Below are 14,649 nucleotides of genomic sequence, written 5' to 3'. Positions count from 1 at the left end.
CGCTGACTGGCGGAGGTGCCGCGGTGATCCTGGCGCTCTTATCTCAGCTCGTTGCTGGCGTCGGTGAACCCCATCAAGGACACGTCAAAGACGAACGGTTGCTCCTGGTGCAGGGCGCGGAAGGCCACGGTCAGGGCCTGCCCGCCTCGCAGCGAGCTCATCTGACTGTCATTCAGTTCGCGTCCGGCGACACAGCCCTGCTGCACGCAGGTCACATAGCCGGCGTCCATTTCCTCGCCCGCGTCATCGACCTGCATGCGGATACCGGGTCGCAGATCCACGCCCAGCGGCACCAGCACCTCGATCACATGCTGGTCACCTTCACGGCGGATGGTGGCCTGCAGAAAGAGTCCCTGCGCCTGTTCGTCCTGAATCTGCAGGGTCTGCTGCATCTGGCAGCGCTCGCCGTTCGGGGTGTCGATGCAGGCGACCTCCCAGTCCTGGTAGACGGTGGTTTCCGGCTCCTGCTGCACGGGCTGCTGCGGTTGGCCGGGTTGTCCCATGTCCTGCGCCGCCCCCGGGGCGGCGAGGCCCGCGAGCAGCAAGGCAAGCAGGGCGATGGAGGGACCGCGGCGGACGCGGCGAACACACTGGATGGCCGTATGCATGAGTCGAGGTATCTCCGGTATTGAAATGACGCCCCTACTCTAGCGCGCCGCACAAGTCGGTGCCTCGAACCGGCTTCGGTTTCGGGGACGTGGTAGGCGCATTTCCCTCCCGTCCGTGGGTCAGCGAGTGTAGCGCTCGACGAAGTCGCAGCGGCCCTCGGGCAGCCAGTCCGGGAGGTCGTAGTAACGTTCGAGCACCGGCTGCAGCACCAGGTCGTGGTAGGCGGCGTAGTCGAAGCCGCGGCCCTCGGCGAGGGTCCAGGCGACGCCGCGGATGGTGACTTCGCGTACGCGCACCTCGTCGAAGAAGGGCTCCACATGCGCCGGGTCCAGCTCGCCGCGGGTGGGGACGTAGAGCAGGTTGGCGCCGTCCAGCGCGCGGAAGTCGGTGAGCAGGTCGTCCTGGCGGCCATAGTGCGAGCCGGGGCCGAACACCCCGACCTCGCGGCCGGCGTAGTAGCCCAGTACCGCCGACCGCGAGTAGCTGCGGGTGAAGACGTGCCAGTCCGCGTCGTATTCGCCCACCACCCCGGCCACCGATTCCGGGGCCAGGTAGAACACGGCGTCGGCGTAGCGGTCCTGGCCCTTCAGCCATTCCACCGGCATCAGCGCGAGGGTCAGGATCGCGACGGCGTGCAGCATCGCGAGGGCCCCGGAGAGCCAGACGCCGAGCGTCAGCGAGCGTTGGGCCAGGAACAGCGCGGGCAGCAGCAGGAAGGGCGCGAAGGCGGCGAGCCAGTGCAGCCCGATGCTCTTGAAGGGGGCGAGCAGGGCAAACAGGATCAGCGGGATCAGCCCGGCGGAGAGGAACACGCCCAGTTGGTACTCGCGGATGCCGGCGGCCAGGGCGCGCCACTGGCGGGCGTAGAACCACAGCAGCCAGGGCGTGAACAGATAGACGAGCAGGATCGCATAGGTGAGCCAGTTGCCGGGATCGAAGCCGCCATCGCCATGCCGGTTCACGACGTTGAACATCACGTTGTACCAGCAGTTGTCCCAGTTCCAGTAGAGGTTGAGGGCGACCGCCGGCACCACGCCGAGGATGATTAGCAGGAGCCCACGCCAGTGGTGCCGCGCGAACAGCAGGATGTGCAGCCCCAGCGCGATGCCCAGGAGCACCGCGAAGTACTTCGACAGGAACGCCAGCCCCAGGGCCAGCCCGGCGAGCAGGAAATAGGCCGCGCGCCCGGTGCGCAGCGCCCGCCAGGCGAGGCCGGTGGCGAGCAGGGCGAACAGGATCAGCGGGGTGTCCGTCGCGGTGATGACCGCGATGAAGAACAGCGGCATGAACAGCGCCAGCAGCGAGACCAGGCGCGCCCGGACCGGATCGGTATGTCGCCACCAGAGAAAGACCGCAAGCGCCGGGGCCATGGAGGCGAAGATGCCCAGCGCGCGGATCGCCAGCGGGTGGTCCGACAGCGGCAGGATGGCGCCGAGCCACCAGCCGATCATCGGCGGGTGGTCGTAATAGCCCAGATCCGGGTTATGGCCCCAGATGAGGAAATAGGCCTCGTCGCCGGTGATCGGCAGCGCCCATGCCATGCCGATCTTGACCAGCAGGACGGCCAGCAGGATCGCGCCGTAGTGGCGCGCGAGCCACGGCCACGAGTTGGGTGTCGGTCTCACTCGGGGGTGTCCTCCAGGGCGGGTCCGTGGACGCGCCGGAAGCGGCCCCGACGCAGCCGGTAGCCGCTGCGGGCCAGCTCCAGCATTGGCTGGTCGGCGTCGCTGTCGCCGTAGGCCGCGACCAGGTCCACCGGCTCCTCCGGGGGCAGGGTCGCCAGCCAGGCGGCGATGGCGGCCGGCTTGGCCGCGCCCCGGCAGTTGGTACCGTCGAGGTGTCCGGTCACGCGTTCGCTGTCATCGACCGCCAGGCGCGAGCTGACTACGCCGGCAAGGCCGTGGCGCTCGGCCCAGGGCTGCAGCCAGAGATCCAGCGAGGCGGACACCAGTACGCAGTCATGGCCCGCGGCCTGGTGGGCCTGGAGCGCGCGCATGCCCGCCGGGCGCAGCAGACGGTCCAGGCGGCCCTCGGCGAACTCGCGGCCCTTTGCCTGCAGGTGGGCGAGGGTCTCGCCGGCCAGCATGCGGGTCAGCACGGCCTCCTTCGCGTCCTGGTTGGAGAGGCGCTTCAGCGCCAGGCCGGTCAGGGCGGGGAGGCAGTCCGGCAGGCGGCGCAGGAATTCCACTGTCCCCAGTGCGTGGCGCAGGAAGGGGAACAGGCTGTCGCGCCGGGTCAGGGTGCCATCAAAATCGAACAGCACGATCTGCCGCGCGGGGCCGGGCCGGGTGGGGGCGGACATGGTCGTTACAGCTTGAGGCGCTTGAACAGGTATTCGGGGATCAGGCGGATGATGGTCATGATGACCCACCACTTGCCGGGCAGGTAGGCCACGTCGCGGCCACGGTGCATGGCGCGGACGATGCCCCGGGCGACCGTTTCCGGTTCGGCCCACAGGGCGCCGGCGCGGTTGAAGCCCTCGGTCATCGGGGTGCGCACGAAGCCGGGCTTGAGCGTGACTACGTCCACGCCGCTGAAGAACAGGCGGTTGCGCAGGCCCTGCAGGTAGATCGCGAGCATGCCCTTCGCCGTGCCATAGGCGTAGTTGCTCTGGCGCCCGCGGTCGCCGGCGACCGAGCCGATGGCGGCGATCACGCCCCGGCCGCGGGCCTCGAAGTCCGGCGCGATGCGGGCAAGCAGGGCGATGGCGCTGGTGCCGTTCACGTGGATCGCCTCGAGGGTCTCGTCCACCGAGGCGTTGCAGGCCGCCTGGTCGGGCAGGGTGCCCCAGGCCAGCAGCACGCTGTCCACCTCGCCCAGGGCCTCCTGCGCCTGTTGCCAGATGGCGGCGTGGCCGTCGACGTCGGCCAGATCCGCCGTGGCGCCGAGGATACGGGCGCCGTCCGGGTCGTCGCCACGCACCCGCAGGTCGGCCAGCAGGGCCTCCAGCGCCTCGCCGTCGCGGGCCACGCAGAACAGCCGGGCACCGGTGTCCACCAACTCCCGCGCCACCGCAGAGGCAATGGCCGAGGTGGCACCAAAGAGGACAACGTTCTTCATTGGGTTCATGCAGTCACCCTGCGCCAGAAGCCGGAGGAGAATTCGGGGTCCACATACTCGGCGAAGGCCTCCCAGCGGGGGAACCCCTGGCGGAAGACGTCGGCCGGCATGCGTGCGTCCTTCGCAGGGTACAGGGCACCGCCGGCCTCCTGCACGATCGCGTCCAGGCGCGCGAACAGGCGTTCGGTGTCGCGGCCCTTTTCCGGGAAGTCCAGCGCGAGCGTGGCACCCGGGCGCGGGAAGGACAGCAGGCCCGGCGCGGCGCGGTCGCCGAAGGTCTTGAGCACCGCGAGGAACGACCCCTGGCCACTGGCGGCGATGGCATCCAGCAGGGCCTGTACGCCGTCCTTCGCAGCACCGGGCGGCAGCACGCACTGGTACTGGTAGAACCCGTTGTGACCGTAGATCCGGTTCCAGTGCCGGATGGCGTCCAGCGGGAACAGCCAGGGCAGGTGATGGACCGTGCGCGGGGTCGCGTGCACCGGCTGGCGGTAGTAGAGGTGGTTGAACGCGCGCAGGGTCAGGCGGTTGACCAGCGACACCGGCGGGTCCAGCGGGATGCTGCGGCGGTGTTCGTGCCAGGCGTCCTTGCGCGGCGCGGTGGTCGCATGGCGCCCGCCGCTGTAGATGCCGCGACCGACCCGGCCGCCGGCTCCCGGGTTCAGGCAGTCGATCCAGGCCACGGTGTAGGGCCACTCGCGCTCGGACTGGGTGTTCAGTTCCCAGAACGCGTCCAGCGAGTCGAAGCGCTGCGACCAGGCGCGCATCCAGGCGCTGCGGATCGGGGCCAGCTGCAGGGTCACGGTCTCGATCAGGCCGGTCAGGCCCAGGCCGCCGACGGTCGCGGCGAACCAGTCGGGTGTGTTCTCGGGGGTGACCTCCAGCACCTGGCCATCGGAACGACGCAGGGTCAGGGCGCGTACATGGTCGCCGAAGCTGCCGGCCTGGTGGTGGTTCTTGCCGTGCACGTCATTGGCGATCGCACCCCCCAGGGTAACGAAGCGCGTGCCGGGCACCACCGGCGGAAACCAGCCGCGTGGCACGGCAAAGCGCAGCAGCGCATCCAGCGATACCCCGGCCTCGGCCGTGAGCTCTCCGGTGGCGGCGTCGAAGGCCACGAAGCGATCCAGCCCCGGCGTGTGCAGCAGCGAGGCCTGGGGATTCAGGCAGACGTCGCCATAGCTGCGCCCCAGCCCGTGGGCGAGCAGGGGGCGCGGCACGTCGGGCAATGCGCGCCCGCGGCGACCGAGCGCGACCTCGGCCGCGTGTTCCACCCGAGGGATGCGGTTCCAGCTGGCGGTCATGCCATGCCCTCCGCGCGCCCAATGTCCCCGTCATTGCGAGGCCGCTGCGCGGCCGCGGCACAAAGGCGCGTAGCGCGTTGAACGGCCGCAGGCCGGCCCGACGGGCGAGCGCAGCGAGTTATCGCCGTCTCCTGCCCCCAACGCCCGGAACAGCTTCGGGAGATTGCCACGGCCCCTGCGGGGCCTCGCAATGACGGGATTGGCGTGGCGAGCCTAGCCATGGTGCGGGTCCGGGAGTTCGCGGCCGCGCGCCTCGGGGTTGGTGCCCAGCGCGATCAGGCCGAGGATCACCGCGAACCACAGCGTGGTGAAGCGGATCAGCATGGTCGCCGCGACCGCATCGGCCGGTGGCATGTCGGCCCATAGCAGCAGGGCGATCATCACCGCCTCGGTGCCGCCGAGCCCCCCCGGCAGGAAGCTCAGCGCGCCCGCCAGCATGGCCAGGGCGAACACGAACGCGGCAAAGGCGAACGTGGCCTCGAAGCCCATGGCGTTGAGGATCCACCAGAAGGCCAGGGCCTCCGCGCTCCAGGCGATCACGCTGAGCACGGTGGCGCCGGCCAGCAGGGCGGGCCGGTGGCAGCGCCGCGCCTGCAGCAGGACGGTAACCAGATGGTGCAGGGTGCGCCACAGGCGCTGCCCCGGGCGGTCGCTCACGATCTGCAGCCACGCCAGTGGCCGGCGCCAGGCGAGCACCACCAGCGCGGCCAGGATGCAGGCGGCACCGATCAGGATCAGCCAGGTGCCCTGGGCGACAAGGGTTAGTCCCAGCATGGACAGCAGCACCACCGCGATCAGGTCGGACAGGCGTTCGGAGACGAACGCCGCGAAGCTGTCGGGGTAGGGTACGTGGCGGCGTTTCAGCAGTACCCCGCGCAGCGCCTCCCCGGCCTTTCCGGGGGTGGTGGTCAGGGCAAAGCCGGCCACGTAGATGTGCAGGCTGGCGCGGGTCGGGACGGCATGGCCCAGGGTGCGCAGGTACAGCTGCCAGCGGGTGAAACGCAGGCTGTAGTTCAACAGTGACAGCGCCAGTGCCAGCAGCAGTCCGCCGAAGCCCACCAGCTTGAGGGCGCGCCAGACCTCGTCCGCACCGGCCCACAGGGCGACCCCGAGATACAGGGCGACGGCCACGATGACCGAGAACATCACCGCGCGCAGGCGCCAGCCGGAGAGCCGTACCGTGCTCATGCGAGCACGGCGATGGTGACCCCCAGCCACACCGCAACAGTGGCCAGCAGGTGGGGGTCGGTGACCAGGTCGCGCGAGGTGTCGTTGCCGCCGCCGCGGGCGTGCAGCAGGAACAGGTAGCGGAAGATGCCGTAGATCACGAACGGCAGGGTGTAGATCAGCCCGTCGGTGCCGTGCAGGGCCATGGTCTCCGCGCTGACGGTGTACAGGCCATAGGCGAGTACCGTGCAGGCGGCGCTGATGGAGGTGAACTGATCGAGCAGGCTGAGGCTGTAGTCGTCGAGTACGCGCCGCGGCCGATCGGCGTTGCCGCGGCGTTCGATGGTGTCGTCGGCCAGCTCCGCGCGGCGCTTGGCGAAGCCAAGAAACAGCGTCAGCATCAGGCCGCACAGCAGCAGCCACTGCGAGGGCTCGATGCCCAGGCCCAGGGTGCCGGCGAGGATGCGCAGCATGAAGCCGGCCGCGATGCTGAATACATCAAGGATCACGATGTGCTTCAGCGACCAGGAATAGGCCACGTTCAGCACCAGGTAGGTCAGGATCAGCGCGATGACCCAGGTACTGACCATCGCCGCGAGGACCAGCGCGAGGATCGCCGCGGTGGCGAAGATCGCCCAGGCGGTGGGTACGCTGATCGCACCGCTGGCGATGGGGCGGTCGCGCTTGGTCGGATGCTGGCGGTCGGCCTCGACATCGACGATGTCGTTCAGCACGTACACCGCGCTGGCGATCGCGCAGAAGGCGAGGAAGGCGAGACTGGCCGCCAGCACCGTGCCGGGTTCGCCCCACTCGTGCGCGAACACCACACCGAGGAACACGAACCCGTTCTTGATGTACTGGTGCGGGCGCAGCAGTTTGATCAGCGAATACAGCATGCAGGCGTCGGTCGTGAAGGTCGTTGCAGTCTACTGACGCACTCGATGCGTTACCATCGGCGGCGCTAAAGCGCGCCCGTGCTGCGCGCTCGATTCCATGTTCTGACTCGCAGGAGAACTGTCATGTCCCGTATCGCCCGATCCTTCCTGCCCGCCGTCCTGCTGGCCGCGGCCGGGCTTGTCGCCGGTTGCATGTCCGGCGGTGGCCCGGAGCCCGAGTTCGGCGAGGGCCAGCCCTTTCCCGAGCGCACCCTGAACGACCAGCACGGCAATCCGGTGGAGCTGCCGGGCGATGCCCGCGTGATCCTGAAGACCGTGGAGGCCGCGCCGGCTGGTGTGGCCAATGCGGTGCTGGATGGCATGGGCGCCGAGGCGCGCGATGCGCTGGGCATCATCTACATCGCCGATATCCACGAGATGCCGGCGCAACCGATGCAGAACGTGGTGCTGCCGCGGATGCAGGCGCGGGACTATTCCATCGTGGTGACCTCCAGCGAGGCCGATGCCGGCTTCCTGCCGCATCAGCGCGAGCAGGTGACCGTGATCCTGCTGGACACCGAGGGTGTGGTGACCGGCGTCGGCCATGCCGGTGGCGAAGAGGCCCTGAAGGACATGCTCGACGGCGCGCACGAGTAAGCCCGCGCATGATGGGTTCGAACCGCGGCAGGGTCTGAGTTGGCGTTCTTTCTGGGCCTGCTGACGGCCCTGGGGTTTGGCGCCGGCGATTTCTTCGGCGGGCTGGCCTCGCGACGCATTCCGGCGCTGGTGGTGGCCTGCTATTCGCAGATCCTTGCGACCGCAGCCCTGTTGGTGATCGCCCTTCCGCTGGCGGGTCTGCCTGGAGCGCAGGCCCTGATCTGGGGTGGGGCCGCGGGGCTTGCCCTGGCGCTGGGCCTGCTGGCGTACTACCACGGCTTGGCCCAGGGTTCGATGGGGCTGGTCGCTGCGGTGACCGGGGTGATCTCGGCGCTGGTGCCGCTGCTGGTCGGACTCGCGCTGGGTGAACAGCCGGGGCTGCTGGCGTTGCTCGGGATCGCCGCGATCGTGATCGCGATCGGGATGATCTCTGGCGGGGCGCGCAAGGCGAGTCCGCGCAACCTGGATGAACCGGTACGTGGCCTGATGGCGCTGGCGAGGGGGGAGCATCCGGTTCGTGGCCTGCTCGACGCGGCGATCGCAGGGGCCTGCTTCGGTCTGATATTCGTGTTCCTCAACGAGGCCGAGGCCGGCTCGCCGCTGTGGCCGGTAGTCGCGACCTCGGCAGTGGGTGCCCTGGCCCTTCTGGTGGTGATGCTGATCCGCCGTCCGCAGCTGGGGATGAGCCGCTCGACCCTGGTGTTGCTGTCGCTGGCAGGTCTGTTACAGGCGGCGGCCACTCTGGCCTTCGTGGTCGCGGTGCGCATGGGCCTGTTGTCGATCATCGCGGTGGCCGGGGCGCTGTCCCCGGCGCCGACGGCGCTGATGGCGCGATTGTTCCAGGCCGAGCGCATGTCACGGGTGCAACTGGCCGGGTTCTTCTTTGCCCTTGTCGGTATCCTGCTCATCGTGCTGGGCGGGCCCGGATAGGCATCGGGAGAGTCTGATAAGTTGGTCCCCGTCATTCACGCCACAGGAGGTGCGAAGTGTCCGAAGATCCGAAACCGGAAGTTGTGCGCAGCGACGTGAGCAAGCCCACGCTCGGCCCGCGCAAGGATGCCACCATGGTCACCGTGGTATACGTGCTTTATCTGGTCAGCTTCCTGACCGCGCTGACCGCCATCGCCGGTCTGATCATCGCCTATATCAAGCGCGGCGAGGCCGATACCGTCAGCGTCTCCCACTTCACCTACCAGATCCGCACGTTCTGGATCGGGCTGTTGTTTGCCGTGCTCGGGGTCATCACGACGCCGATCGGCATCGGCTTCGTGATCTTCCTCGCCCTGGTGATCTGGCTGCTGGTGCGCTGCATCAAGGGCCTGCTGGCCAACAACGACAACCGTGCTATCGAGCAACCTGAAACCTGGCTCTGGTAAACGCCTTGTGTCGTGCCCGAGCCGCGTTCGCGGATGCGTGAGCGGCTGGAGCAGTATCAGGTACTGATCTACCTGGTGACGATCGCCCTAGGGCTTTTCCTGGGGGTGGCCGCGCCAGGGGCCAGCGAGTGGCTGGAGGTGGTGCTCTGGCCCGTACTCGGGGTGCTGCTGTACGCCACCTTCACGCAGACGCCGCTGCTCCACCTGGGCGCGGCGTTCCGCGAGCCGCGTTTGCTGCTGGCAGCGGTGATCGGCAACTTCGTGGTGATCCCGCCGCTGGTCTGGGCGATCCTCCAGGTGGCGCCGGGCGATCCAGCGATCCTGCTGGGGATCGCCCTCGTGCTGCTGGTGCCCTGCACCGACTGGTTCATCACCTTTACCCATCTCGGCGGCGGCGATACCCGCCGGGCCATCGCCTTCTCACCCATTTCGCTCCTGCTGCAGCTGGCCCTGCTGCCGCTGTACCTGTGGCTGTTCTTTGGCGGTGAGTTCACCCTGGCGCTGGCTGGCGAGGACGTGCTGAAGGCCTTCGCGGGGTTGATCCTGGTCCCGCTGATCCTTGCCTATCTGACCGAACGCTGGGCCTACGACGACCCCGGCCGCGGACACCTGATCTCGGGCCTGGCCTGGCTGCCGGTCCCGTTGCTGGCCGTGGTGGTGTTCATCATTGCGGCCTCGCAGATCAACACGGTGCTCGACGGAGTCGGTGTGCTGTTGCCGCTGCTACTGATCTTTGCCGGTTTCCTGGTGGTCGCGGCCCTGCTGGCGCGGGCCCTGGCCCAGGTGTTCGGCCTGCCGATAGCCGAAGGGCGGGTGCTCGCCTTCAGCCTCGGGTCGCGCAACTCCTTCGTGGTCCTGCCCATCGCGCTCGCCCTGCCGCAGGGGCTGGAACTCGCCGTGGTCGTGGTGGTGTTCCAGTCCCTGGTCGAGCTGATCGGAATGATGGTGTACCTGTGGTGGATTCCCTGCCACCTGTTCCCCGATCGCCCTGCCGCCTGAGGCGGCACTTCCGGGCCCCGGATCGTCGTCCGGCCTTCTCGTGCTGGGTCGATCATCCATTGCGTGCAGGGCCGCTCGCGGGACGATGCGGCCGTCAGCGGAGGCGGCCGCGCGGCAAGCACTTCCTGGCGCGGGTGCGTAGGAGGGCGGGTGGGCGTTGCGCGGGGCCAGCGGAGGAGCCGCTCCCCGGGTGGTGGCGCAGCTCCTGACTGTGAGCTGCGCCCAGGCTGGCGGCTGGCTGGGACCGGTCTTGCCGGGGTTAGCGTTCCAGGTACTGGAGTTTGCCTTCCACGCCGTCCCAATCCTCGGCGTCGGCCGGCGGGTCCTTGCGCGCGGTGATGACCGGCCAGGTGCGGGCGAGTTCGGCGTTCAGTTCGATGAACTGGAGCTGGTCTTCGGGGACGTCGTCCTCCGGCACGATGGCTTCGGCCGGGCATTCCGGCTCGCACAGGGTGCAGTCGATGCATTCGTCGGGGTCGATGGCCAGGAAGTTCGGTCCTTCATGGAAGCAGTCGACCGGGCAGACCTCGACGCAATCGGTGTACTTGCACTTGATGCAGTTATCGAGAACGATGAAAGCCATGCTTGTCTCCCTTTGAATTCAGTCAGTTGACCGGGATTTTTGAGGCCCGGTCATGGTCGCGGCGGCACGTGTCCCTGGCCCTGCCGACAGGATATGGCGGCATTGTAACGCCTCCACCACCGGAGTCGTGAATCCCGGGCGCGGGCCGGCGTCATTTCGGGATCCGATGGGCCGCAACAGCCTTTACGGGATGGGTCGGTGGCGTCCCCGTGTGGCCCTCGTGCTGGCGGGCTGTGCGGTGGAGCCGGACTACGAGCGCCCGGAGGTCGCCCTCCCGGAGGCGTGGCCGGGGGCGGTTGGCGAGCAGATGGACAAGGACTCCGCCGCTGCCGAGTTCTGGTGGGAGAGATTCGAGGACCCGCGGCTCGACCGCCTAGTGCGCGACGCCCTGGAGAACGACCTCGACGCTGGGATCGCCGCGGCCCGTGTGGTGCCGGCGCGGGCCGAATGGTTGCCGAGCCTGAATCTGGCGGCCCTGTTTGGGCAGGAGGCGAGCGGGGTGAGCCAGTTGGCCTCCGGTGATTCGGCGATCTGGGAGTTGCTGGTCGGGTCCACGGTTCCGCTCCTCGATTTTGGGCGACGTCAGGCGACCATTGACGGGGTGGAGGCCGAATATACGATCGCGGAGCTGGAGTATCGCCTGGCGATCCAGGAGGCCCTGGTCGAGGTGGGCAATGCCTGGAGCGTCCTGAACGCGGCCCACGAGCGGGTGGAGGCACGCCAGCGCGAGATGCGTGCCCGGATCGAGGTCCTTGACCTGGCGGAGCGGCGCTATCTCGGCGGCTTCGTGGGCTATCTGGAGGTGCTGGACGCGCGTCGCGCCCTGCTGGATGCGAGCCTGACCCTGACCGAGGCCTCGCGCGATCGGCTGGCGGCCACCGCGACGCTATTCCGTGCGCTGGGTGGCGGCTGGGACAGCGCGGCGATCCCGTCGGATGTGCTGGAAGATGGCGATCCGGACGATGCCAAGGAAGAGGCGGTCACGCCCGCGGATCCGGACGACTGACCCCCGACGCAGCGGCTACTTTTCGCGCAGGGCGTCTTTCATCCGATAGAGGGCATCCAGGGCCTCGCGCGGGGACATGTCGTCCGGATCCAGAGTATCGAACAGGGCCTTCAGGGCGCGTGCCTCCGCTTCGTACGGCTCGGGTTCGCGTGCGGCCACGTCCGCCGGGTCGGGTTTGGGCGTGAACAGCCCCAGTTGCGGCGAGTCGCTCTCGGCGGCGCGGTCCTCGAGCTCGCGCAGGTGCTGGCGCGCGAGCTTCAGGACATCGGCCGGTACCCCGGCCAGTTGCGCTACCTGCAGGCCGTAACTCTGATTGGCCGGCCCCTCGCGGACCTGGTGCAGGAACACGATGCTGTGCTCGTGTTCCATGGCATCCGTGTGCACGTTGGCGACCGCCGGTTCGCGTTCGGCCAGCGCCGTCAGCTCGAAGTAGTGCGTGGCGAACAGGGTCAGGGCGCGATTGTGGCGCGTCAGGCGTTCGGCGCAGGCGAGCGCCAGGGCGAGGCCGTCGAAGGTGCTTGTGCCGCGGCCGATCTCGTCCATCAGCACCAGGCTCTCGGGGCCCGCGTTGTGCAGGATGTTGGCGGCCTCGGTCATCTCCACCATGAAGGTGGAGCGCCCGGAGGTCAGGTCGTCGGAGGCCCCGATGCGGGTGAAGATCCGGTCCACCGGCCCGATCTGCGCGCGCGCGGCTGGCACGAAGCTGCCCATGCAGGCCAGCAGCACGATCAGCGCGGTCTGGCGCATGTAGGTGGACTTGCCGCCCATGTTGGGGCCGGTGATGACCAGCAGCCTGCGCTCTTCGGGGTCCAGCTCGGTGTCGTTGGCGACGAAGGGCGCATCCAGGCCGGCCTCCACTACCGGGTGGCGGCCCTGTTCGATGCGGATGCCGGGCGTGTCGACCAGTTCCGGGCAGTGCCAGTCCAGGCGCCTGGCCCGCTCGGCCAGGCAGGCCAGGGCATCCAGTTCGGCCAGCGCGTCCGCAATCACGCGCAGACCCGGGGCGCGACCCTGGAGCTCGGCGATCAGGCCGTCGAACAGGGCGCGCTCGCGGGCCATGGCCTGCTCGCGGGCGGAGAGGATCTCGTCCTCGAAGCGCTTGAGTTCCTCGGTGGTGTAGCGCTCGGCGTTCTTCAGCGTCTGGCGGCGCATGAAGCGCCCGGGCAGCTCCGCCGAGCGCGTGCGCGAGACCTCGATGTAGTAGCCGTGCACGCGGTTGTAGGCGACCTTGAGCGTGGGGATGCCGGTGGCCTCGCGCTCGCGCGCCTCGATCTCGCGCAGGAACGAGTCGGCATCGTTCTCCAGTGCGCGCAGGCGATCCAGTTCGGCATCGAAGCCGGCGCGGATCATGCCGCCGTCGGTGACGCGCAGTGGTGGCTCCTCGACCAGGGCGGCGGCCAGGGTCGCGCTCAGTTCATCTTCCGGGGCCAGGGCGTCGTACAGCGCCTGCAGGGAGGCTGCGCTGGCGGCCAGCGGGGTCAGGGCCTGGTGCAGGGGCGGCAGGCGTTCGAGGCTCGCGAGCAGGGCGGTCAGGTCGCGCGGCCGGGCGCTGCCGAGGACGATACGCGACAGGATGCGTTCGACATCCGCGCTGCCGGCCAGGACCTCGCGCAGGGGCGCGGTGGCCCCCGACTCCAGAAGTCCGGTAATCGCGGTCTGGCGCTCGCGGATGATGGCGCGGTCGCGCAGTGGCTGGTGCAGCCATTGCAGCAGCCGGCGTGAACCCATCGCCGAGCGGGTGGTGTCCAGCAGGGCCAGCAGGGATCCGTGGCGTTCGCCGCCCAGGGTGCGGGTCAGCTCCAGGTTGCGGCGGGTGGCCGGGTCCAGCACCAGCATCTGGCTGCGCAGCTCGTGCGCCAGGCCGGTGATGTGCGCGAGATCCCCGCGATGGCGGTTCTGCACGTAGGCGAGCAGGGCGCCGGCCGCGGCGATGCCGAGATCCAGGCCGTCGCAGCCAAAGCCGGAGAGATCCCGGGTGCCAAAGTGGGTGGTCAGGACCCGGCGGGCGGAGACACCGTCGAAATGCCAGTCCGCGTGGCGCTGCGGGGCGAAGCCCTCGATCCCGGGGATGGGCGCGGCCTGGTCGGGGATCAGGCATTCCACCGGGTCCAGCCGTGCCAGCTCGGCGGCCAGTTCGGTCGCGTCGCGCACCTCCAGCAGGCGGAACTGGCCGGAGGCGAACTCCAGGCTGGCAATCCCGTAGCCCTCCTTGCGGCCCTTGATCGCGGCCGAGCCGGCGGGGCACACCGCGACCATCCGGTTGATGCTGCGGGCCTCCAGCAGGGCCTCCTCGGTGACCGTGCCGGGGGTGACAATGCGTACGACCTCGCGCTTGACCGGGCCCTTCTGTTCTCCGACGGCGCCGGTCTGCTCGCAGATGGCCACGCTCTCGCCCAGCTTCAGCAGGCGCGCGAGATAGCTCTCCAGCGTGTGCACCGGGATCCCGGCCATGGGGATCGGCTGTCCGGCCGATTCGCCACGCCGGGTCAGGGTGATATCGAGCAGTCCCGCGGCGCGCTCGGCGTCATCATGGAACAGCTCGTAGAAATCACCCATGCGGTAGAGCAGCAGCGTATCCGGGTACTCGGCCTTGATACCGAGGTACTGCTGCATCATCGGGGTGTGTGCGGAAAGTGGCGTCTTGTCAGTCACTTGTTAGCGGCTGTCCAGAAAATCGGGATTCGCAATCAGACATTTGTCCAATACTCGGCGGTTCGCCGCGCACGGTATCACGCGCGCGGATGCATCGGTTGGCAATCCCCCGTGCTCCCGTGCGGGCTCCGTACCCCAACGAGAAACGCCCCGGCCTCAGGGGGGGAGGCACGGGGCGCCGAGCACAACAGGGGGGCGGTGCTCTTCAGTCACGCTATCCCGCGCCCATGCGGACCGCAAGCAGGCCAACTAACGCTCCATACCCCTGCCTGTAACGCCCTCAAGCAGGGGGCCGGCGCTCGCGCGGCTGGCATGGCCCTGTGGCGTGGTCTGCCCGCGATTGGCCCGGCTAATGCGACAT

General features: G+C 69.0%; 14 protein-coding genes. 5 read left to right on the top strand and 9 right to left on the bottom strand.

Features of this window, described 5'->3' with window-relative positions:
• Positions 1–38: 38 nt before the first annotated feature.
• From D573_RS0105165 to D573_RS0105135, 7 genes are all read right to left on the bottom strand, one after another.
• A complete protein-coding gene (locus D573_RS0105165; protein ID WP_018937819.1) occupies positions 39–608 on the bottom strand; it encodes an invasion associated locus B family protein in 570 nt (189 codons plus the stop codon).
• A gap of 120 nt (positions 609–728) precedes the next feature.
• Complete coding sequence (locus D573_RS0105160; RefSeq protein ID WP_018937818.1) at positions 729–2,234, bottom strand: glycosyltransferase family 39 protein; 1,506 nt, start codon at positions 2,232–2,234, stop codon at positions 729–731.
• Positions 2,231–2,911 carry an HAD-IB family hydrolase gene (locus tag D573_RS0105155; protein ID WP_018937817.1) on the bottom strand — a complete coding sequence of 227 codons (681 nt, stop codon included), beginning with the start codon at positions 2,909–2,911 and terminating at the stop codon, positions 2,231–2,233. Before D573_RS0105155 ends, D573_RS0105160 begins: the two co-directional genes overlap by 4 nt.
• Positions 2,912–2,916: 5 nt before the next feature.
• A complete protein-coding gene (locus tag D573_RS0105150) occupies positions 2,917–3,669 on the bottom strand; it encodes an SDR family oxidoreductase (RefSeq protein ID WP_018177041.1) in 753 nt (250 codons plus the stop codon).
• 5 nt (positions 3,670–3,674) lie between these two features.
• A complete protein-coding gene (locus tag D573_RS0105145) occupies positions 3,675–4,973 on the bottom strand; it encodes an FAD-binding oxidoreductase (RefSeq protein WP_018937816.1) in 1,299 nt (432 codons plus the stop codon).
• 213 nt (positions 4,974–5,186) lie between these two features.
• Entirely contained in the window at positions 5,187–6,161 is a 975-nt protein-coding gene (locus D573_RS0105140; RefSeq protein ID WP_018937815.1) for a lysylphosphatidylglycerol synthase transmembrane domain-containing protein, read from the bottom strand.
• Positions 6,158–7,036 (bottom strand): decaprenyl-phosphate phosphoribosyltransferase, encoded by an 879-nt coding sequence (locus D573_RS0105135; RefSeq protein WP_018168629.1) that lies wholly within the window; start codon positions 7,034–7,036, stop codon positions 6,158–6,160. The genes D573_RS0105140 and D573_RS0105135 overlap by 4 nt, the downstream gene beginning before the upstream one ends.
• 123 nt (positions 7,037–7,159) lie before the next feature.
• On the opposite strand from D573_RS0105135, the gene D573_RS0105130 reads away from it, so the two are divergent.
• The 4 genes from D573_RS0105130 to D573_RS0105115 are packed head-to-tail and all read left to right on the top strand — an operon-like array spanning position 7,160 to position 10,047.
• On the top strand, positions 7,160–7,672 hold the full coding sequence (locus tag D573_RS0105130) for a hypothetical protein (protein WP_018937814.1): 513 nt from the start codon (positions 7,160–7,162) through the stop codon (positions 7,670–7,672).
• A gap of 39 nt (positions 7,673–7,711) precedes the next feature.
• Positions 7,712–8,602, top strand: a complete 891-nt coding sequence (locus D573_RS0105125) for a DMT family transporter (protein ID WP_018168631.1) — start codon at positions 7,712–7,714, stop codon at positions 8,600–8,602.
• 56 nt (positions 8,603–8,658) lie between these two features.
• Complete coding sequence (locus D573_RS0105120) at positions 8,659–9,048, top strand: hypothetical protein (RefSeq protein WP_018937813.1); 390 nt, start codon at positions 8,659–8,661, stop codon at positions 9,046–9,048.
• Between the two features lie 33 nt (positions 9,049–9,081).
• The gene (locus D573_RS0105115; protein ID WP_018937812.1) at positions 9,082–10,047 is read left to right on the top strand and encodes an arsenic resistance protein; all 966 of its coding nucleotides are present in this window, start codon (positions 9,082–9,084) and stop codon (positions 10,045–10,047) included.
• 259 nt (positions 10,048–10,306) lie between these two features.
• Here the strand turns inward: D573_RS0105115 and fdxA are convergent, their stop codons facing one another.
• Complete coding sequence (fdxA, locus tag D573_RS0105110) at positions 10,307–10,630, bottom strand: ferredoxin FdxA (protein ID WP_018168634.1); 324 nt, start codon at positions 10,628–10,630, stop codon at positions 10,307–10,309.
• Between the two features lie 166 nt (positions 10,631–10,796).
• Here fdxA and D573_RS0105105 point away from each other — a divergent pair, with 166 nt between their 5' ends.
• The gene (locus D573_RS0105105) at positions 10,797–11,636 is read left to right on the top strand and encodes a TolC family protein (RefSeq protein ID WP_018937811.1); all 840 of its coding nucleotides are present in this window, start codon (positions 10,797–10,799) and stop codon (positions 11,634–11,636) included.
• Positions 11,637–11,651: 15 nt separating this feature from the next.
• Here D573_RS0105105 and mutS read toward each other — a convergent pair whose 3' ends face one another.
• Positions 11,652–14,249 (bottom strand): DNA mismatch repair protein MutS, encoded by a 2,598-nt coding sequence (mutS, locus tag D573_RS0105100; protein ID WP_026287916.1) that lies wholly within the window; start codon positions 14,247–14,249, stop codon positions 11,652–11,654.
• Positions 14,250–14,649: the final 400 nt, after the last annotated feature.

The organism is Thioalkalivibrio sp. AKL9, assembly GCF_000377825.1.
GTDB classification, from domain to species: Bacteria; Pseudomonadota; Gammaproteobacteria; order Ectothiorhodospirales; family Ectothiorhodospiraceae; genus Thioalkalivibrio; species Thioalkalivibrio versutus.
This window is presented reverse-complemented; position numbering and strand designations above follow the sequence as displayed.

Bases quoted from the DNA above. Each gene is read 5' to 3' on its own strand.
- D573_RS0105165 (WP_018937819.1), bottom strand. From the start codon at position 608: ATGCATACGGCCATCCAGTGTGTTCGCCGCGTCCGCCGCGGTCCCTCC.
- D573_RS0105155 (WP_018937817.1), bottom strand. From the start codon at position 2,911: ATGTCCGCCCCCACCCGGCCCGGCCCCGCGCGGCAGATCGTGCTGTTC.
- D573_RS0105150 (WP_018177041.1), bottom strand. From the start codon at position 3,669: ATGAAGAACGTTGTCCTCTTTGGTGCCACCTCGGCCATTGCCTCTGCG.
- D573_RS0105145 (WP_018937816.1), bottom strand. From the start codon at position 4,973: ATGACCGCCAGCTGGAACCGCATCCCTCGGGTGGAACACGCGGCCGAG.
- D573_RS0105140 (WP_018937815.1), bottom strand. From the start codon at position 6,161: ATGAGCACGGTACGGCTCTCCGGCTGGCGCCTGCGCGCGGTGATGTTC.
- D573_RS0105135 (WP_018168629.1), bottom strand. From the start codon at position 7,036: ATGCTGTATTCGCTGATCAAACTGCTGCGCCCGCACCAGTACATCAAG.
- D573_RS0105130 (WP_018937814.1), top strand. From the start codon at position 7,160: ATGTCCCGTATCGCCCGATCCTTCCTGCCCGCCGTCCTGCTGGCCGCG.
- D573_RS0105115 (WP_018937812.1), top strand. From the start codon at position 9,082: ATGCGTGAGCGGCTGGAGCAGTATCAGGTACTGATCTACCTGGTGACG.
- fdxA (WP_018168634.1), bottom strand. From the start codon at position 10,630: ATGGCTTTCATCGTTCTCGATAACTGCATCAAGTGCAAGTACACCGAT.
- D573_RS0105105 (WP_018937811.1), top strand. From the start codon at position 10,797: ATGGGCCGCAACAGCCTTTACGGGATGGGTCGGTGGCGTCCCCGTGTG.
- mutS (WP_026287916.1), bottom strand. From the start codon at position 14,249: ATGCAGCAGTACCTCGGTATCAAGGCCGAGTACCCGGATACGCTGCTG.